Origin of the sequence: Congregibacter brevis (genome assembly GCF_045689245.1) — a bacterium.
Taxonomy (GTDB): Bacteria; Pseudomonadota; Gammaproteobacteria; order Pseudomonadales; family Halieaceae; genus Congregibacter; species Congregibacter brevis.
Window position 1 is genome coordinate 2,229,646 of record NZ_CP136865.1, and the last position, 19,485, is coordinate 2,249,130.

18 protein-coding genes are annotated in these 19,485 nt (G+C 52.6%); 5 read left to right on the forward strand and 13 right to left on the reverse strand.

Annotation, left to right across the window (positions count from 1 at the left end):
* Positions 1-112: 112 nt before the first annotated feature.
* Positions 113-652 carry a MarR family winged helix-turn-helix transcriptional regulator gene (locus R0137_RS09820; RefSeq protein WP_407326242.1) on the forward strand — a complete coding sequence of 180 codons (540 nt, stop codon included), beginning with the start codon at positions 113-115 and terminating at the stop codon, positions 650-652.
* 159 nt (positions 653-811) lie between these two features.
* Here the strand turns inward: R0137_RS09820 and R0137_RS09825 are convergent, their stop codons facing one another.
* The 3 genes from R0137_RS09825 to R0137_RS09835 form a co-directional block, all read right to left on the reverse strand.
* The gene (locus tag R0137_RS09825) at positions 812-1,357 is read right to left on the reverse strand and encodes a hypothetical protein (protein ID WP_407326243.1); all 546 of its coding nucleotides are present in this window, start codon (positions 1,355-1,357) and stop codon (positions 812-814) included.
* 998 nt (positions 1,358-2,355) lie between these two features.
* Positions 2,356-2,862, reverse strand: a complete 507-nt coding sequence (locus R0137_RS09830; protein WP_407326244.1) for a hypothetical protein — start codon at positions 2,860-2,862, stop codon at positions 2,356-2,358.
* Positions 2,863-3,094: 232 nt separating this feature from the next.
* Positions 3,095-3,652 carry a hypothetical protein gene (locus R0137_RS09835; RefSeq protein WP_407326245.1) on the reverse strand — a complete coding sequence of 186 codons (558 nt, stop codon included), beginning with the start codon at positions 3,650-3,652 and terminating at the stop codon, positions 3,095-3,097.
* Between the two features lie 278 nt (positions 3,653-3,930).
* On the opposite strand from R0137_RS09835, the gene R0137_RS09840 reads away from it, so the two are divergent.
* Positions 3,931-4,404: an SgcJ/EcaC family oxidoreductase gene (locus R0137_RS09840; RefSeq protein WP_407326246.1), complete on the forward strand. Its 474-nt coding sequence runs from the start codon at positions 3,931-3,933 to the stop codon at positions 4,402-4,404.
* 116 nt (positions 4,405-4,520) lie between these two features.
* Here the strand turns inward: R0137_RS09840 and R0137_RS09845 are convergent, their stop codons facing one another.
* The gene (locus tag R0137_RS09845; RefSeq protein WP_407326247.1) at positions 4,521-5,168 is read right to left on the reverse strand and encodes a DUF2268 domain-containing putative Zn-dependent protease; all 648 of its coding nucleotides are present in this window, start codon (positions 5,166-5,168) and stop codon (positions 4,521-4,523) included.
* Between the two features lie 397 nt (positions 5,169-5,565).
* On the opposite strand from R0137_RS09845, the gene R0137_RS09850 reads away from it, so the two are divergent.
* On the forward strand, positions 5,566-6,333 hold the full coding sequence (locus R0137_RS09850; RefSeq protein WP_407326248.1) for a hypothetical protein: 768 nt from the start codon (positions 5,566-5,568) through the stop codon (positions 6,331-6,333).
* Positions 6,334-6,558: 225 nt separating this feature from the next.
* Here R0137_RS09850 and R0137_RS09855 read toward each other — a convergent pair whose 3' ends face one another.
* The 3 genes from R0137_RS09855 to R0137_RS09865 all read right to left on the reverse strand — a co-directional run bounded on the left by R0137_RS09855 (position 6,559) and on the right by R0137_RS09865 (position 9,732).
* A complete protein-coding gene (locus tag R0137_RS09855) occupies positions 6,559-7,269 on the reverse strand; it encodes a hypothetical protein (protein WP_407326249.1) in 711 nt (236 codons plus the stop codon).
* 373 nt (positions 7,270-7,642) lie between these two features.
* Entirely contained in the window at positions 7,643-8,353 is a 711-nt protein-coding gene (locus R0137_RS09860) for a hypothetical protein (RefSeq protein WP_407326250.1), read from the reverse strand.
* A gap of 242 nt (positions 8,354-8,595) precedes the next feature.
* Positions 8,596-9,732: an MFS transporter gene (locus tag R0137_RS09865; RefSeq protein ID WP_407330004.1), complete on the reverse strand. Its 1,137-nt coding sequence runs from the start codon at positions 9,730-9,732 to the stop codon at positions 8,596-8,598.
* Positions 9,733-10,041: 309 nt separating this feature from the next.
* Here R0137_RS09865 and R0137_RS09870 point away from each other — a divergent pair, with 309 nt between their 5' ends.
* Positions 10,042-11,352 carry a M24 family metallopeptidase gene (locus R0137_RS09870; RefSeq protein ID WP_407326251.1) on the forward strand — a complete coding sequence of 437 codons (1,311 nt, stop codon included), beginning with the start codon at positions 10,042-10,044 and terminating at the stop codon, positions 11,350-11,352.
* 103 nt (positions 11,353-11,455) lie between these two features.
* Here R0137_RS09870 and R0137_RS09875 read toward each other — a convergent pair whose 3' ends face one another.
* The 3 genes from R0137_RS09875 to R0137_RS09885 form a co-directional block, all read right to left on the reverse strand.
* Complete coding sequence (locus R0137_RS09875) at positions 11,456-12,340, reverse strand: patatin-like phospholipase family protein (protein WP_407326252.1); 885 nt, start codon at positions 12,338-12,340, stop codon at positions 11,456-11,458.
* 314 nt (positions 12,341-12,654) lie between these two features.
* Positions 12,655-13,428: a phytanoyl-CoA dioxygenase family protein gene (locus R0137_RS09880; protein WP_407326253.1), complete on the reverse strand. Its 774-nt coding sequence runs from the start codon at positions 13,426-13,428 to the stop codon at positions 12,655-12,657.
* 194 nt (positions 13,429-13,622) lie between these two features.
* Positions 13,623-15,140, reverse strand: a complete 1,518-nt coding sequence (locus R0137_RS09885) for a S10 family peptidase (protein WP_407326254.1) — start codon at positions 15,138-15,140, stop codon at positions 13,623-13,625.
* Between the two features lie 307 nt (positions 15,141-15,447).
* Here R0137_RS09885 and R0137_RS09890 point away from each other — a divergent pair, with 307 nt between their 5' ends.
* Complete coding sequence (locus R0137_RS09890) at positions 15,448-15,870, forward strand: hypothetical protein (RefSeq protein WP_407326255.1); 423 nt, start codon at positions 15,448-15,450, stop codon at positions 15,868-15,870.
* Positions 15,871-16,067: 197 nt separating this feature from the next.
* Here R0137_RS09890 and R0137_RS09895 read toward each other — a convergent pair whose 3' ends face one another.
* The 3 genes from R0137_RS09895 to R0137_RS09905 all read right to left on the reverse strand — a co-directional run bounded on the left by R0137_RS09895 (position 16,068) and on the right by R0137_RS09905 (position 19,480).
* Complete coding sequence (locus R0137_RS09895) at positions 16,068-16,745, reverse strand: hypothetical protein (protein ID WP_407326256.1); 678 nt, start codon at positions 16,743-16,745, stop codon at positions 16,068-16,070.
* 210 nt (positions 16,746-16,955) lie between these two features.
* Positions 16,956-18,227 carry a carbohydrate porin gene (locus R0137_RS09900; RefSeq protein ID WP_407326257.1) on the reverse strand — a complete coding sequence of 424 codons (1,272 nt, stop codon included), beginning with the start codon at positions 18,225-18,227 and terminating at the stop codon, positions 16,956-16,958.
* Positions 18,228-18,247: 20 nt separating this feature from the next.
* Complete coding sequence (locus tag R0137_RS09905) at positions 18,248-19,480, reverse strand: carbohydrate porin (protein WP_407326258.1); 1,233 nt, start codon at positions 19,478-19,480, stop codon at positions 18,248-18,250.
* Positions 19,481-19,485 lie beyond the last annotated feature (5 nt).

Here is a 19,485-nt window from a genome sequence, read left to right on the forward strand (position 1 = left end):
TGCAGCAGTCGCCTAAGGATGCTTAATCGATTTGGCCCGACTGTCCAAAGCAAATGATCTTAGTCGTGACGAATGCTAGGGTTGAGGTCCTATCGCCAAACTGGAAACGATTTTGGACAGCACGACGAATCTATTGGGCGCATTAACGCGAGCCGTTTCTGACCGAGTTGAAGCAGGATTGCGAGCAAACCTCAAACGATCTGGTGAGGCAGCATCAGCACTAGTGTTTCTTGGGTACACGCCGGGTATCTCGGTGGAGATCCTGCGGCAAGTACTTTCGCTTTCACACCCGGGAACTGTCCGTCTTATAGATCGCCTGGTTGACGATGGACTCGTTGAGCGGCGTAAAACAGAAGATGGGCGGGCTGTTGCTCTACATTTAACTCGCAATGGGGACAAGCTGCGCATCGAATTGCTTAACGTGCGTAACGATGTACTGGAAACGACACTTAACAATCTATCTGAAGATGAAAGAGAGATCTTTGGTCATTTAACAGCAAAAGTTTTGTCGGCTCTGCCAAAAACAGAATTAGATAAGCATCATATTTGTAGACAGTGTTCGGTGAGTCTGTGTAGTAGCGACTGCCCTATACCCGGGAGTGCAGAGATACTTGCTCCATACATACAGGACAAAGAGCGGCGCCATGCGTGAACGGGATAGCTTCTTAGGGTGTTCCTTGCAGATCAAACGACGTCCGTTCTTCTAGGCGAAAAAGGTCGTCTACAGCAGTCAGCTTCCACCTTAAATGGCAAGGTGAGAGTGCGGCGGTATCAACGCTTTCAAGGGGCGTAGTTGCCCAGAAACAACCGTTCAAATCTTTGGGCTTTTTACGTGGGGGGCGACTTCAGCCTTAATACTTTCATAAGCTCTTCGGGCGCGCCCCGGTTCCCCCGCGAGGATTGCCTCGTCCACGATTTTCATGAAATCAGTATCACCCGCAGCAGACCAGTCAGTCCTGACTTGCCCCCACCAGGAACGTGCAAACTCGTTAGAGAAATAGATTGCACCAATGTTTTCTGCAACGTCAACGAATGGGCCGTCTACGAGCCCTGCGGTTCTGAACGTCTGCGCAGTCAGCATTTGATCGATAATGCCAGTGTAATAAGCGTCCAGTCGGATGAACTCCTCCAAAGACAGTTCTTCCGGAATTTCAATCGACTTGGTGATTAACTCAGAAAAGGACTCATCTTGCCGGGCCTCATCAACGGTTCGCCAGCCAGCCGAGTACTCAAGTCGAACTTCCGCTGTCGCGATAGCGCTGGTTTGCTGCATCTCAAGCACAAGGAAACCGATGCTGAAAATCACGCCAATATTGGCGGCCAAAGTAAGCAAGTGCGTTACTCGATCAGAACTCACGCGAAACTCCAGACTGCGTTCGAATTTTATCTGGAGCTTACGCACAGCTACAGTGAGGCTGCAACTACTAAGGCAATTTTAATGGTCAGCGCGCTGCTCTGCTCGATGCTACAAAGGTTGGTGCCCATGCTCGCTTTTAGGCGAAAGCGGTCGTGCTGCTAACTTCCGCTTCCACCTCAAGGCGGACAGTCGCCTGAACTGGGGAGCGGTGGTCTCAACGGCGGCAATCGGCCGGGCGCGAAAGTTTGGTGCTCACCGAGTAGGCGGCGATTTCTTTCTCAAAGCGGTTCCTTATGCTTAGAGCGTCTAACGCTCCACATGAAGCTCATGCATACAACTATTGCTACAATTTGAAACGGTAGGATAATCGCCCTTAATCCCGTGGATGATACCTCTGCTAAGCCCAGTGCGGTTCGTCCGACGTTTGCCATCTCGAAAGCAGCTACCGCTGACAGCCTTCCGCCCATCATGAACCAGGCACAAAAGACTATGAATAGAAAGTTTAGGATGCTTACTTGAAATCGTGTCAGTCTTGGTCCGACAGAAAGAGCGGCCACTAGATACCCAAACCACGCAGAAACTTCGAATTGGAGCAGCGTCATAGTCAGCGCCCAGTTGTTATGCGCGATCTCTAGATATTCGAATGGCGTCATTTCCATGTGTCTTATCCCTAATACTTGGCTTTCGCATAGAGTACAGCAGCTGTCCTAACCACACAGCGTTCCTCCACGCGAGAAAGTCTAGTGCAGATGTCACTTCTGATTAGCACATCGCGCAAAAGAATCCTTTTGGGTCAAAAGAGATACCGCCTTTATCGGACCGCCTGTATTGGGTCGATAACGGACCTTCCAAATACTAGCCCACCAATGTCCCTTCCTAGGCGAAAGCGGTCCCTAGCGATGTCGCTTAACACCTCAAGGCGGTCTTTAGCACCGAGCCGATTCCCGTGTTTCTAACGGCTGCTGCCGGCCGGAGCGGACATTAGGGGGATCTTGGTTTTAGCTCTCACGCCCCAAAAACTTCCACGCCGAGCTTAATGGTGGGACTTCTTCATCCAGCAGAATTTCATCTAGTGCTGCAATAAATTCTGGCCCAATTACCTGTTTTAGGTCGGACCACCAAGCTGAGAGTCCTGGTTCGCGAAGAAAGGCTGCTAATGCGTACATCCATCCAAGATATGCATCTTCATCGATCATACCCTGTTGATGCATGCGGTACGCGGACTCAACGCGATTGATAAGCGGATACAACATGAACGTGAACCGACCTTGCGAATCCGGATCTAAGGATTCATAGCTCTGAACGGCTTTCCTTAATTCAGTTACGAGTCCAGGGGTGGTCGCGATAGGTGCCCAGATCTGAGCAGTTTCCAAAAGTGCCCGCTGACTTTCCGCTTTCGCAATTCTGGAGTTTTCCCGAATCTGACGAGCCAGGTACAGAATAGTCACAATAACGACGATCCCACCGGCCACCTCCCCAATGGCGCCAACAGCTTCCCAGTTCATATCTACTCCTAGCAAACTCCCTTAGTGTAGAGAGTCATGCTACTTCAAATTCCGAGGGGCTGCTTTGGGTCGAAAGCGGACCTTCAAAGCGTCAGCCTACCAATGTCCCTTCCTAGGCGAAAGCGGCCCTCCAGGTACCTTCCGCTAACACCTCATAGCTGCCGGTCGGTGAAGACCAAATTGGGCGATTTCTAAAGCCGCTTTCGGCCAGGAGCGGCCCTTTTCTCACAAATCAAGCGGCGAGATAACGTGTCACCATAACCGACACGACCAGTGCGATCGAGAGTGCGCCACAAGCCGCGTTAATGCGTTGGTTCGGCGTGAACATTGGAATGACTGTGTCCATTAACAGAATTAGCGAAAAGATGCTCACGCCACTTGAGAGTGACTGACCTGAGAGCAGCGGTCCGTCAAACAGCATAAAGATGCCATACCCGGTCATCGTTGCGAAAAAGAGTCGGCGTACCCGGAGGTAGTGACTTTTAAGGCTGATCACTTTGGCGTCCGTATCTTCGGGCATAAGAAAACCCGCTGCGAAACTAATAAGGATTGGTGCCATGAGGATGTAGAGGAAGGACGCGTAGGTCCACTCGATATCTCTGAGGTCCCACAATGACCACCAGTGATTGATCACCGACAGAAGAAGAACCACCGTCCAAATCGTGTATGGAAGATAAGGGGCTACACTCTTCTCGGTCTTTGCGAGTAGAGAGGTTGAACGCAAAACGTGCCCAAGGCACAGGGCGAGGATCATGGAGACCATCACTGTGACAAATTCGAATAGACTCATCAGAATTAGGTCCGTCAGGGCCCCTTATGTAAGGCGGTGCCATGGAGTTTCGCGCAGTGGAATGTCTATGTCGAGTTATCCGAACATCTCCAAGTAGGCGAAAGGGGCGTCCTGGAGAGGTCAGCTAGTACCTCGAGGCGGTCGTTGGCTGAGCTAGACATCCTGCGGTCTGAAAGGCAGCAATCGGCCAGAAACCATTGTTCGTCGCTGTACAGAAGGCAAGGCAAACTCGTTTCTTGTATGCTTCGGGGCAATCAGATCGGATGCGAAGTCAATCTATGAAAATAGTCTTCCAAGTTCTCGCTACATTTATATGCCTGATAACAACCGAGATCTGGGCTCAGGCGACTCTCGAAGATGAGCAGGCCATAAGAAACCTCATTGCTGAGCACGCGGCAGCGTCTCAGACAGGAGATTTCGAGGGGCTAGTTGGTGGCTACCGTGACGACAGCGATGTCCGCTGGACTGATGGCGTCCTTATGGAGGGCCTTTCTGAAATTGAAAGCGGTTATCGAGAGGTGTTGAGTAACGGAGCCCAGGTAATGGCTCATCGGCACCCGACGGATACGATCCGTATTCGCTTCCTGAGTGAAGATGTAGCGTTTGCGGATATCAATTCTTTGCCGGGTGTAATGGGTGAAGTAGAGAGCCCAAGTCATCATCAAGCTACCACACCTTTCTTTGTCGTGTTTACTAAGATTGCCGGGGAGTGGGGTGTTGCCATCGAGCGACAAGGCTCATCTGTGCGATAGGGGCCCGATTTAGTCTGAATCCACGTACTCAAAGTAGGCAAAAGCGGACATGCTGGTAACTTCCGCTTCATAAGCGACAGACTCGAGTAGGCCTGAAGACAAGCTTTTCGTTGCGATTAAGTAGTAGTGGCATAAGGGAGAAATTCGATGGCGGGAACTGACGCCGCGTCAGCCGCGGACATTCCGTTAGCCTTCAGATATCTGCCCACAATATCGAAGCCAACCGCAAAACCCGCGTATTTAGGAAGTTTCTCCGGGTCTTTCCCTAGAAAATAGGTATCGAAGCAATATTCTGTTTCCTTAAGGTGAGGCAACATAACGGATATCAAGTTATTAGTACTCGCTATGACTGAGTCCGGAATGAAAGAAGACTTATTACCACCACCGATATCTAGTTCACATTGGCAAGCTAAACCCTCAGTCACCATCGAATCAATCAAACTGTAATCGTTTGGCACCGCCCCCATCCGTTTACAATGATGGGCCTCGTGAGCCAATACACACAGAATTTCCGTGTTCACTGCATTCACAAAGTTCTTATGGTCAACATCAAGAAAGATTTGCATAAGGTTGGGAGTGAAAGCGAACCCTCCAATACCAAGCTCTTTGTTGCAGTGTGTAGAGCTATGACTGATGCACACGTCGGCATCGATAGTCAGGTGTTTGCTCACGGTCTCTATGGACAGCTCGACCTGCTCCTGGAGCAGTTCCAAGTGTGAATCAAATCGCCCAGAAGAATTTAGGATGTGGGGAGTAAGGGCCATAATCTCGTGCTCTTTCCGTTAAAAAGGGTTTTAGTCACGGCTTCGTTACGAGAATCGCCTCCATTTTGCACAGAAAACGCCAGAGTTACAGCTAGGCATGGCGTTGACGCTACCCGAATCGCGAACAAAAAATTTTGATGCGAGAAAGAACGACTCAAAGTAGACGAAAGCGGTCATGCTGGTAACTTCCGTTAACACCTCAGAGCGGTCATTGGCTCGGCAGCGATTAACGTGGTCTCAACGGCCGCTATCGGCCAGAAGCATAAGTAGGGCCAAGGAGCTTGACTCGCACTAAGCAGGACCGTGACGGCATGCGAGACAAGCAATAATTCGGCATACTGATTTTTACTTTGTCTCGTTCGGTTCCCGCTCCCCGCGGTTGATAGTTGGAGAAATTATGCTGCTTCGCCGCATTTCCAAACACTTCAAAGACCAGAATTGGTTTGCAGTCGGCATTGACTTCACCATAGTTGTGATAGGTGTCTTCATTGGTATTCAGGTGGCGAATTGGAATGCGGCGCGTATCGACCGCGCAGACGAGTCGGTTTTTCTCCAGAGTTTGCGGCACGACGTTTTAGAATTGGAGCGAATAAGCGAAGGCACAATGGATCTTCGTACTGAGCAAGTCAAAATCCTTGCGTCTGTAACAGCTGTTCTTCAGGGGCGCGACCCTTGGCGGGATCTGAGCGATGATGAGTGCGGGGCGATCGCCGCGTCTCATATCGTTGGCGTTCTACCCGCAAATTTGCCGTCATGGACGGCGTTAACTCAGGCCGGAAGAACAGGTATCCTGAAGGATAAAGCCCTTCGATCGGGACTAGCTGTGCTTTCACAAAAGCGCCAAGTGCTCGATGTCATTACGAGGAGTGTGCAAGCTACGAATTACGATCTGCCGCGCTTGTATCCCGAATTCTTCAAAATAACCACAGCGCCTTTAGACCCAGACGAAGCGGAAGACGGTGCTTACTACGATGCAGATTACGTTTGTGATTTCGAAGAGATTGCAAAGGATCAATCTGTTCTTAACGCGCTATCTATAAACCTCGATGGTTATAGTGCTACGGTCAACCTGCTTGGAGTCGCGCCGTACCGGGAACAAGTAAAAGCAATCCGAAAACTACTCGACGATAGGCTCGGTGTTATGGATGAAGCGTCCAAACCCTGATTTTTCGTCGCATCAAATCGCTTGTATCGAAAGAGAAACCATTCGAAATTGGCTGTGCGATAACGTCTTGCATTCGCCCCTAAACGATCGCTTTTTCCGTCCACTTTGGGTCGAAACTAGCCTAGAAAACAACCAGCGGTCCCCACACACTTGTTGAGCCATACGATGCGATCTATTCGAGCCCACGCAGGGTTCTAAGTGCGTCCTTACAGATGCGTGTTCTACTCAACGTTCGGTTGGTTCCAGCGCGCTCAGGATCTCCTTAGAACGCTCGAGTCGTTGCTCTGCCGCTATCACCGTAAAGCGCATTCCAAGCCAGTAGTTGGCTAGGGCCATGCTTAAGTTCGGATCGTCAAGGTGTCTCCAAGACTCTGTCGCGTGAGACTTCCATGGCAAGGGGCCGATCTCCCCACCGACATGATCGGTGGCGACGAGCCAGTCCACGCGTATACCCATCGCCGTAAGGGCCTTAGCGAGCGCCCCAAAACTGCTACTAAAGCTGTCTTCCTGCTGCTTCAGGTCTTCCACCTCCGACGGCCAGGCAGTGAGCATGGCTGTCACCGTGGGGTCAGCAACCTGTGAGAGGCGGCCGGATTGAATAAGTGATCGAACTGTTCCGAGCGGTGGATCAAAAGAAGCACCACTAACCATCATCACCGATAGGTGCCGGTCCACGCGTGATGCATCGGCCGGTGTCAGAGCATCGTCTTCCGCCATGAAGATCAGTTGCTCCGCGGCGTGCAAGCCCCCGGCATGATTGGCATAGACCCGTTCTGCCTCGGCGACCGTTGCTGCGAAATCAGACCTCAGTAACTCAAGGAGTACCTCTGCATCTGCACTGTCTCGAGACAACTCCCACTGCGCATCAATACCGAAGGCTAATAATATACTCGCGACGATCACACAGCCTTCACGTAGCCAAACAGGTAATGACATTTTCGAATTTCTCTTTTCGGAAGTTTCATGAAGATCCGGTGACAGTTTACTCAATAATCGATCAGACAGATGTCTGATCGGGGGTGAACAGTGGGAATAAAGACCTCGGAATTCGGATGGCAGTTTACTTAAAAAGTCGCCCAGATGAATGTCCGTTTAGGGTCGGAAGCGGACATTGAGCACCTCTTGCCCGAATGTCTCAAAATAAGCGAAAGCGGTCATGCTGGTAACTTCTGCTTTCACCTCGAGGCGGTCCTTGGCTGAGCTACAATTCCGGCGGTCTGAACTGCAGCAATAGGCCGGGAGCCGTCATCCATCATCGCTATGTGACTGGCTTTGTAAGCTCAAACCGGTTGGTAAGAGACTTGGGGCGTCACTGGTCAGACCCTAGGCTGTCGTTGATTATTGAAAGAATTTCTCTAGCCGACGCAAGTTCCTGTCGGTGCCACCGATTTCGTAGAACCTGAGTCCGCAAAACCTTTTGCAAGTGCGGCTCTGTACTCTTTAATCGTGGCCAATCGAAAGAATCTGCTATCAATACGTCTCCGTAACGCTCTGAGTTGGCACGAAATCGAACGGCGCTCTCGATAGGACCGGTGTCGCGCATCTGGAGTTGCTGGTTCAGTAAAACCATATCGGCCTCTCGTTCCCTCGCGTACGCGTTTAGGGCTTGTCGGAGACCTGCATGTCTAATTCTCGACAATGTGCCCGTAGCCACAAGCTCGTCGTAAGTCGGTGAGCTCTCAAAGCTTGCGTATACCTCCACACTTGCCTCTAGCCAGTCGCGTGTGGAGTTATCCAGGGGCGGCTCTACGTCATTTCGTATAGCCTCAATAAGCCTACGTGTGTGCTCTGCAGTCTCAACATGTAATGGATATCTGCGCTCTCCCCATTCTGCGATCTGTTCAAAGTCACCAAAAAGACGCTCGAGTAGTACTATATCTCGCTGTTCTTGAGCACGCAGCTCATTCCAGTTCGCAACCTGAATACCAATAAACACACCAATAACGACGATTGTGAAGTCGATCAAAACGGCGAACCAGTTCTGATCTTTCACATGTTTTGTCAGGCTGCGGAGAATCACTGGAGGTCTATTCCTAATGGGCTCTGGTAGTCTTAAGTCACGATTAGAGCATAGCCCAAAACGACTCTTAGTAGGCGAAAGCGGTCATGGAGACCAAGAGCCTTGCCGAGGCGAAATAGCGTAAGGGCTTAGCTCTACGCACAGAAATGTCGAAATGCCTTCTTTTCGTCGAAGGCCCTCATCGCAGGGCCTTCGACGGCCGCCCTGGTGGTAGGCGGACGAAAACAGTCGCCGGAGGTCCACTACGCCTTCAGGCGGACAGCCCATATCGGTACACCACGGGTTTCGTTTCCCGCCTGGGGTTTATCTGGAATCAAACCACATATCATCAGGGAGGCCAGGGCGATGCCCGAGCCCACCAGAAAAACCGCGGTGGGCGAGCTTAGCCACAAAATCCCCAGCAGTGCCGGTATGACCACCGCAGCAATGTGATTGATTGTAAAACTGACACTCGATGTCGCAGCGATATCTTTTGGATCTGCAATTTTTTGGAAGTAGGTGTTCATGGCGATAGATAAGGCAAAGAACAGATGATCGACGACGTAGAGGCCTGCGGCTATCGTCGCGTTTTCGACAAAGGCGTAGCTCGTAAATACGATGATCAGGCCAAGGTATTCAATGCGCAGGGCTTTTCGCTCTCCGACTTTACCTACCCAGGCACCGATGCGTGGTGCAAAGAACAGATTAAAGACGTAGTTGGCAAGGTAAAGAAGACTAATATCAGCCGCTGAATAGCCGAACTTCTCCACCATCATGAATCCTGCAAACACCATGAAGATCTGTCGGCGCGCACCGCTTAAAAATGTAAGTGCGTAGTACAGCCAGTAACGACGACGAACAATCAGCCTTTTGTGTTGTCCCACGCCGTCGGGGTAGTGGGGGAACACTGTCCACAGGGTCAGAGTGATCAAAACCCCTATAGCACCTGCCAGCAGGTACATGCCTTTAAAGCCGACGCCGAACCACTCCATAAGCAACCAGATACTGCTGTAGGCCAACAAGGCGCCAGCGGCCTTGACCGCCATGGCGCGGCCCATGAAATGAGCGGCCTCGTCTTTAGCGATCCATTGCAAGGTCAGGGATTTGTTAATGGTCTCGAAATAATGAAAACCCAGTGACATCACCACAGTGGTGGCATACAAACCGTAGATCGTTGGAAAGTAGGGCGTTAACGCAACTCCGATAGACATAAGCAGTAGCGATGCCAAAGCAAAGCGTTGTTCGCGAACAATCAAAAGTACAAAGACAGCGCTGAAGGCGAGAAAGCCAGGGACCTCTCGGAGGCTTTGGAGCATGCCGATTTCTGCTCCGCTAAAGGCGGCGCGCTCGACCGCAAAGTTATTCAGCAGAGCCTGCCAAACTGAGAAAGTTAGGGGCATGATAAACGCCGCCGCCAGCAAGAAGTTTTGCTGGGATAGGGCGTTAGCCGATGGTCGAGAACCTGCTTGTGACACGAGAGATGCGATTCCGCTAGATAAAATGAGCGCCAAGGTTAAGGCACTGCGGGGGTATGGTCTAATCGATTTCTTGGTTCACGAAAAAGTGCAAATGCTAGGGTCCTGTTTTGGCCGAGCAAGGTCTTTTAGGATCGTGGCCGAGTTTGACCGCAATGCCCTAGCGACGGATGACCGATGATGCACAGTGGACCGCTGGTACTATGCGACAGGTCGAGTGGGAGAAATGCATAAATGATTAGTGATTCAAGACGACGTTTTCTTCGACGCGGGATACTGTGCGCTGCGGGCACACCATTGCTTTGCTCGGCACTGGCACCTTCAGTAGTATCTGCGGCGGCGATGTCCAGTGCCCCCATTACTGATTCAGAGTCACCGCTCAATTCCCTCAAGCCTTTGACCGATAGCGCGAGGCTCATCACAGATAGCGAGCGGCAGCAGCGGCGCAGCAAACTCAGCGGACTGCTTGCTAAACGAGGCGTATTCGCCGCACTGATCGAGCCCGGCTCAACGTTGGACTACTTCACCGGTGTGCAGTGGTGGCTGAGCGAGCGAATCACTGCTGGCGTGATTACCGCTGAGGGTAATTCATTGTTCATTACTCCCAGTTTCGAAGAGTCGCGCTTACGCGAGATGGTGGGCAGTACTCCAGAAATCATGACTTGGGAAGAAGACGAAAGCCCCTTTGCGCTATTGGCCGACTGGCTCAAAGCAGCAAGCCCGAAAGCGGGTCGTGTGTTACTGGATCAAGGTGTGCGACATTTTATAGCCCACGGTCTTGCGCAGGCGGCGCCTGATTGGCAACTCGGTTCGGCCGTTACCGAGGTGAATGCCTGTCGCATGATTAAGTCCGACTCCGAACTGGCATTGATGACATTGGCGAACAGCGTCACTATTGCTGCTTACCGGGCCGTGCATCCGCTGGTGCAAGCAGGCATGTCCGGACCGGATATCAGTGCGCTGATGCAGCAGGCGCAGACTCGCCTAGGTGGCGAATCGCCCTCTGGTGGCACCCAACTGGGTAGAGGTAGCGCGCTGCCCCACGGCTCTCGCGAGCCGGAGTATGTTAATGACGGCCAGATTGTTCTCATGGACTTTGGTTGCGCGGTAGGAGGCTATCGATCTGACATTTCCCGTACCTTTGTTTTTGGTGAGGCAAACACTCATCAACAACACTTATGGGATCTGGTACACCGCGGCCAGGCCCTGGCTTTTGAGCACGCCAGGCCTGGTACGCCCGCAGGTGAAGTCGATAAAGTCGTACGACGGTTTTATGAACAAGAAGGCTTCGGTCCGGGATATCAACTTCCGGGACTATCGCATCGGTTAGGCCATGGCATTGGGCTTGATGTCCACGAGCCGATCAATTTTGTAGGTAATGAAACCACGCCGCTACAACCGGGCATGTGCCTGTCTAATGAGCCTGGATTGTACATCCCCGGGAAGTATGGCGTTCGCCTTGAGGACTGTTTGTACATCACTGAGTCAGGCCCGCGCTGGTTCTCGACCCCATCGCCTTCCCTAGCAAACCCCATGGGTGATTGAGCAATATCCGAGCACACCTGCTACAGCGGCCGATCGGTGACGCCTACATTAGCCGGTCTCAATGACTGGTTTTAGGAGAGCAGAAACGCTGACACGCTCTGTCTTATGACTTGCCGAGGCTCTTTGCGGCAGTCTCATATCCGAGCGCAATCATTTCGTCGGCTCGATCGAACTCCAGCGTTCCGCACGCGTCGCGCGCGATCATAATCGTGCGATCAGGTGGGTAGGCAGCTAACTTCTGTCTGGCGATGGTTCCCTGCATGGCATCAAAAGTTTGGTCGGCAATGCTAAGCATATTCCAGGTGTTCACATTGTCCATCGGGTTGCGGCTTTTCAAACCATCGATGAAGTCGTTAATTTTTGCTCGCAGCCCGTCCGTGGGATAGTCATTGCCGTTTCTCAACTCCGTTTTCACTGCAGGCTTTTGGTTTCCTGTCGGCGGAGCGCCAAGATTAATCGCGATTGTCAGGTCGGTATCGTCCTCAAACGTTGGCGCGATCGGCACTGGATTCAAGATGCCGCCGTCGAGTAGTTTCACTCCGTTTATCTCGAAGGGCGTGAAGAATAACGGCAATGAGATCGACGCTCGAACCGCGGCGAACAGCGGGCCACGCTTTAGCCACACCTCTTTTTCACTCTGAATGTCTGCCGCCACTGCCGTATATTTGAGCGTCAGATCCTCGATTTGGCGATCGCCGATGAGCTCCTTGAACACCGCGATAATGCGGTCACCCTCGACGAGACCTTCTTTGCCCCAGGAAACGTCGAGCAGCCTGATTATGTCGAGCTTCGAAATCGCACGAACCCACTCCTCGAAAACGTCAAGTTCACCACACGCAAAAATGCCGCCAACCAGTGCGCCCATGGAGCAGCCGCTGATCGACTGAATGTCGTAACCATTCTCCTCGAGGTAGCGGATCGCACCAATGTGCGCAAGGCCACGGGCCCCTCCGCTGCCGAGAACAAGCGAAACAGTTTTTTTAGTCATATTCATCAAGCTTTTGAATGGTGTTGAGTTTGACGGAAGTCGATGTTTCTTCCTGGCATCTTGAATACGTACCGCTATCGAGCTTACCCAAGAGAACGATCGTTTTGGGGCGAAAAAGTGAACCTTAAAAGTACCAGCCTACCAATCTCCATTCTTAGGCGAAAGCGGCCCCACGGAGTGTCTCAAAACATCTCAACGTAGGTGAAAGCGGTCGTGCTGGAAACTTCCGATTCCACTTCATGGTTTGCGTTGACATGGGGTGCATGACGCCTTGGAGATGTCGGCGACTAGCTACAAGCAGACGTTCCGGCGGGTTACTTGCTGGCATAAATACGCTGAGTGGCTGCCATGCGAATTGCAGGGCCAATGTTCGGCGCCGGAGCATGAAACAAATAGGGGTGCATCAAGATCATGTCTCCCTTGTTTCCTGTTAGTTCATGCACCTGTAAGGTTACTTGGCACTCTGAGTATGGTCGAAGCAGAAACCTATCATCGCGCTCACCAGCATCCTTGAAACCAATGAGCTGTCGAAACCAGTCACTCTTCTTGCTTAGTCTGTTTCGCAAAACTGCCGAGGCCCTTTTTTCAGGGAAGCCATTGGCACTAACTTCCTCTGCAACCAAACGATGAGTACCAGCAGCGACGACAGTCGCCCCGCATCGTTCGCTGATGTCTTCAAGGCATACGAAAAGCTGAACACCGGGCAGTTCGGTATTTCCTAATTCCATTGGCAGGTCTAAATGCCAGGCCTGGTGGGGAACAACCCAGGTTGTATCGGTAGGCAACGACAGGACCAGCTGCCCCCAATGCTCAGGTGAATTCCAAAGTCCCGCGCCAAGAAGCGTATCCAGCACCGCGCTTGCGGGCTTGCCAAAGACCCGATGGTAAGAGGCATCTCCGGCTACGTTTTGCAGACCTTTGGGTTTATCTTGTCGCCATGTGTCGGGATGAGCTCTACGTATTCCGCTCTTTGATAGCACGCCCCAAACTCGAGTGGCTGCTTCGGCCACATCTTGCGCATCGACCGCACCTGCGATTCTCGTAAAGCCGCGCTCAAGGAATTGGGATTTATGGGTGCTCGTAAGCATTAAAGAAACAATAACAACTAGGGGGAAATGACAGCTTTGAGTCGAAAGGGGGCATTTGAAACAGCAGCCTACCAGCGTCCCTTCCTAGGCGAAAGCAGTCATTCAACACCTCGTCATCTACTGACTCAGATGGGGCGTAAGCGGTCACACGTTCTCTAGCTACCGAAGGTCGGCTATCAGCCAGGGGCGATCAGTTATTGCTCGATAAACGCGGCTAGGTCGGCCTTGAAGCGCGGCATCGACTCCGGATGCACGTACATCATATGCCCAGCCTCGTACATCTTAAGGTCAAGGTTCGCGCGCAAGTGATCAGGCAGCTCCATGTGGTCAATGAAGTGGTGCACCGATCCAAACGGGATAGCGAGGTCGAAGTATCCCTGCTGAACGAGTACGCGCATATTGGGGTTCTGCTTCATGGCGAGTGCTAGGTCCACCGCGGTATTGGCAACTGGCTGCGTGCTGTTGCCGGGCACCTTGTGGCTCCAATCCCAAGAGCCGTACAAGCCAGCTGATGTGACGTACTCGCGCGTCGTTGTTACACCCAGGGCGTTCCGGTAGTAATCGTTGAAGGCGGCAACGAAGCCTGGACCGACGGATGGGAAGAATGGGTCGTAGTTGAACGTTGAGTCGTTGTGGTCGATGCCGTCGCCGACGAAGCGCGAGTCAATACGGCCGATCACCTGGCGACGGTCGCGCAGCAGCTCTTTAGCGAAGTGCTGCTCACCGATGCGCAGATTGGCTCGGTCCCAGTAATCTGCTGACACGCCGGTGAATCGCTCCATGCCCGCGAGCACGGCCTGGCGCTCCGCGTCGGTGCCGCGGTTGCCTTTGAGCAAGTACGGAGCCAGTTTGCCGTAGGCGAAAGCGTCGGCCTCGGCCAGGAATGACTTCAGGTCATCGGGGCGGTCTTCGATGGCACGGTGGTACCAGGCAGTCGCGGCGTAGGTGGTGAAGTAGGTAACCATTGGCAGGTCGTTACCAGGCCACGGATCGAAGGTCGCCATGTCCATACCTGGCGAGACAAGAATCACGCCGTTGAGCGAGATGTTGTGCCGACGAAGCAGAGCGAGAGAAACACCGCCGGACCGGATGCCGCCGTAGCTCTCGCCGAGGAGGTACTTCGGCGACGCCCAGCGACCGTTGTCGGAGGTCCAGCGGGAGATAAACGCGGATACCGACTCGATGTCGTTGTCGACGCCCCAAAACTGTTCGCCCTCGGCCTCGCCGACGGGCCGCGAGAATCCGGTGCCCACCGGGTCGATCATTACGAGATCCGCCACGTCGATCACGCTGTACTCGTTGTTCACACGCCGGAAGGGACCTACCGTGTTGAATGTAAGGTCCTCGACGACCACGCGCTGCGGGCCAAGGATCCCCATGTGCAGCCACATCGACGCGGAGCCAGGGCCGCCGTTGTAGGCGAACACCACCGGACGCTCATCCTGATTGCCGCCCTTGCGTACGTAGGAGGTATAGCCGAAGTGCGCGATCGGCTTCTCCTCGTCGTCGAGCATCTCGAGCGTGCCGGCAGTTGCCGTGTACTCGATGGTCGATCCGCCGATACGGGCGCTATGTTCGGTGACGAAGTTCAGTGGTTCGGGGATCTCTGCATCGGCCGATTCGCCGCTCTCGTGGGCGTCGGCGAGGGCGAACGCAGGGATCGCGAGCAGCAACATCAGCAGACAGGCGCGAATGGCATGAATCGTGGACATGATGGTTTCTCCGAACATAGGGCCCCCGGGGGCAGGGTCTGAGCAGCGGCAGAAGCGTAGCATCGCGTCGTCGGGGTTGCCAGCGCGAGCCTCGACGGTCGTCTTGGATGCCCGCTCCAGAGTGAAAGCAGTCGACCAGCGCAGTCAAATCGACTAGCAAAACTAACACCCCGCAGAAGACATGCGCTCAGGGCGATGCAACACACCGCTATCGGTCTTCGGCAGAAGATTTCGACTTGACGCGGGATCTAAAGTTGCACAGTCTCCCCAAACTCTAATCAAAGACGCTTTGGAGCGACAAAGGTTCATGACCGAGGGTTTGCAGGCTAACTACATGGTAGCGGTTGCGGAACAGATATCCTTTGTTTCTGCGTTTCTTGGTGGTGTATCGGCCACTATTCTCTTTACTGTAATCATTTTTATTTCGGACAAACGCTTAGTTGCATTTCTCATTGCACTGTCAGCTTTGTCAGCGTGCAGCCTCTTGGTTTCCGTAATCTCCGGCTGGAGACTTACAATTGGTCTACACCCCAATCTTCCATTTACTCCGGACCCTGAAAAAATCGAAATGCTTTGGAATTTCCTAATCGCTGGCTATGGACTGGGCGTTAACAGCCTAATCCTTAGTATTGGACTTTCGGGGTGGATCCGCTCGTATCGGACTGGAGCGATCACTTCAGCCATTGCAGCGTTATCGATTCTGATCTTTGCCACTACCAGCATTTATTAATGACCAGCCGCAAAGCCTAAGAGAACTTTCCATTGACTGTTACTAGAGTCCCAAGCGATGGTTCGTCGCCTAGTTGAAACCACAGGCGAAAGCCTGCTGTTAATAAACACCTCAAGGTGGTCTTTATCACTGCCAAGAATCCCGTGATACTAACGGTCGCTTTCGGCCAGAAATGGACTTCGAAACAATTGTCGAGACTAGTTCAGTGAGTTCGGCGTTATCATAGCCGCGATGCTCTCAATACGAGTTTTCAAGTACTGATAATCCTCCAGCACATCCGCTTGTCGTACCGTGTAGATGGCTACCGAATTCATGAATTCGTCGGACATAGACCACTGACTGATTGCGAAGTCGCTCGCGACGGGGACACCTGCCCGTCCCATCCGGTGCCAGCCTGCTAATGCACTAAACGACTCTGATGCAAAGAAAACGACCTGAGTCTCCAGTAATAATTTTTCACTGGCACGCACATCTTCGAACGCGCCAAAGAAATCCGTTAGAGCGGCTTTCAGTCGAGTATTTTCAAGCAGCTCGAGGTTTCCCGATGCAATTAGTGACTGATAGGCACCGGTGCTCGGAGTGAAAACTTCGTAGAAGACAAGATGCCAGAGCAACTCTCTTGCAAGTTCAGGTTCAATTTTAGAACCTTCTTGCATGTGACTTAAAAGTGTCCTACCTGCGCTTACCGCACGGCTGGCAGCACTATTTGAGTCGTTCACTCGCACGAGCATCGTGTCAAAGTCTCGATTGAGGGCAGTCAACTGCGCATCTAATTGATCGGCTTGATTCAGCGAGTTGAGCCATGTATCGGCGGAGAGCGCCAGGAGAATGCTGACAACGATCAAAAGGCCTTCACTGAATATGCGTAAGAGCATTGTTTTCTTCTCCTATCCGCCTCCGAGGAGCCTTCAAGTCTAAACGGGTATCGTGCCGACCGGTACAACAAGGTCGAAAGGGCTTTGAATTGGCTCAAAGCGAGAGCTGCTACTATCACAGTATGCTCACATCTACACGTTCTTAGAAAGCGAACGTGTCCCGATCCTATAAGGCGCCGCTGAGAATCCGGTTTGGCTAAGTGCGGATGATTAAAGAGTCAGTATTGCCCTGACACCAAATATCCAAAGGCTGTCTTTTTCAGGCAGCCTCGTGGGATTTTGTATCCACTGTACGTCCGGCGTTAATGAGAGGTTTCGCGTTAGTTGCATTTTGTAAGAAGCCTCTACGACCCATTCGTCTTCTAGTCCGTTGCCGTTGGCTGTTTTATTAGGTTCGGACCAGCCGACTCCGAGAGCAACACTGCGTTGTTCCCAGGCCTGGTAAGTAAAGCCGGCACTCGCAGATGCATCTGCAGCCACGCCCGCGCCGCCATCGGATGCGCCCGCACGAATAAACGTTAGCAATTTTTCACTCCACTGGGACGTTGTCGATACGGCCCAACCCGAACCAGAAGGAACCCCAGCCTTTTCGCGCTTATCTTTTTCCCAATACGTGAACTGCACGCGATCTTTACCACGCCGCGCAAACTCGGGGGTCCAGCCAAGCTCCACGGCTTTTAGAAATTCCCCTTCTTCAATAGTGTCGAAGTCGAATTCACCGTTGACTGCATTGGCGTCATAGATCTGAGCGCCCACCCAAACATTGTCCGTAATAAAGCCCTTGGCTACTGCTCCGAGTGCGCCGATACCTGTAGTACCAAGAGCGGGGCTGTACACGAAGGCGCGGTTCATAAACCCGCCATAGGGTGTTTGGACAGCGGAAGGATCGAGGTAAACGTCGAAGGCCAGCCTTCCGACCGCGTATCCCCAGCGGCTCTTTGAGAAAGTCTGCTTCCAGTTGATGATGGCGAGGTCGGTATCGAAATTGTCGCCGTAGGGGAAGCCCGTGTTGTTAGCTGCGGTATACCCGCCGCTGAGAGACTGAGGTGCTAGCAAGCCGCCGAGCCTGTTTCGGTTTTCAATACGGAACTCAATTTTCCCACTGCTGTTCTCATTGGAGAATGCGTCCCAGCTACCCTGAAATCTGTAAATGCCGCCGGCAGCCTCATCTTCATTCGCAGAGCTGTCTTCAGTCCCTTGCTGATAGAGCATCAGAACATTCAGGCCTAGCTTAATGTCATGGTCGTCATTGAGTTCCTTCTTCCACTGGCGCCATGGTCCGACTGCTCGTTCTAGGATGTTGCTGTCTAAAAGTTCATCACGGTAGTCGGCTTCAAGTTCCTGACTGACGCCGCTGGGGCCACCGAGGGAACTCGCTAGGTCCGTCGCCGATGGCGTGCCACTTTTGGATGTGTCTTGTGCAAAGGATGTTTGCGCCAGTAATGGAAGGGCTAGCAAGCATGTTTTAAGCAGGCGTGACATCGTTGATTCTCTTGGTTCTTTTAATAGTTAAAGCGGGCACGTAAGCCGATAATCCACAGATCGTCTTCCTCAGGATTGTTGGCCGGATTTTTCACGTATTGAATATCAGGCGTCAGAGCGAACTCTTTGAACAGTTGTATACGATAAAAGGCTTCAACCGTCTGCTGGTCATCGAGTTCAGGGCCCCAGGTGGTCTCGTTCGGGCGCCCCCAGTTGTAGGCAACACCGAGTTGGTTTCCTCCCGAAACAGTTTGCCAGGCGAAGCCGGTGGTTAAACTCAGCTCGAGTAGGCTGCCACCGTCTTCGGCGTAGCCACCACGCACAAAGGTGGTGAACTCATTGTCAAAAGGGGAGGTGCTGAAACTGATATTCGCACCCCAGCCGTCGGGTTCACCCACCTCAACTCTTTCATCGACCTGCCAAAGAGTGAGGTGGATATTGTCGAGGAATGCTGTCTCGGCATTTGGATTCCAACCTATTTCCACGTGCTTGAAGTATTCGGCTTCATCAAAAAATGAATCAACAGTCTCGCCGGGCTCCGCGGGATCAGAATTGGTGTCGGCAAAGCCTGCGATGACATAAACCGTATCGCTGACATATCCACCTATAGCTACGCCCAAACCCTCATTGGGAACTGGGATCGACGCCGAGCCAGTCGACATGGCCAGATTCATAAAGCCTGTCCAGGGACTAGCAAGAGAATACACGTCCAGATAATCCGTGACATCGACAAAGCCCGCAGTCAGCGCCCACCGTCCATCCGCAAAGCGCTGACGCCAATAAAGGTTTGTAAGCCGCGTTCCTTGATCACTGAATGGCGCAACATAAAAACCCGTGTAGCCCGTTTCAAAGCCCAGAGCGCTTGGGGGTATGTCGTTACCGTAGGCGTGACGATGCTCGACCTTGAAAACAAGACTACCGCCGTTAGTGGCGCTGTCGCCGGTTAGGTCCCAGGAACCGAAGAGTCGATACATCCCTCCCGAGGCACTGTCTTCACCCAGGCTATCGCTGGCGGATAGAAACACATTTGAGTAGTCGCCACCGAAGCTTAAACCGGTGCGTTCTTTGACGGTCTTCTTCCAGGCGAAATAGTCACCGAGCCATTCGCTGTTGATCAACGCACCGGGGACCTCGGCATCAATCTCCAGTCGACTAGTAACCTGTTCAGGCCCGGTCAGCTGACTCAAATCGCCCGCAGCTATGCAGGTAGCCGATGCCCCCATGGCGAGCCCTGTAAGCCAATGCTGGTTCACGAGCT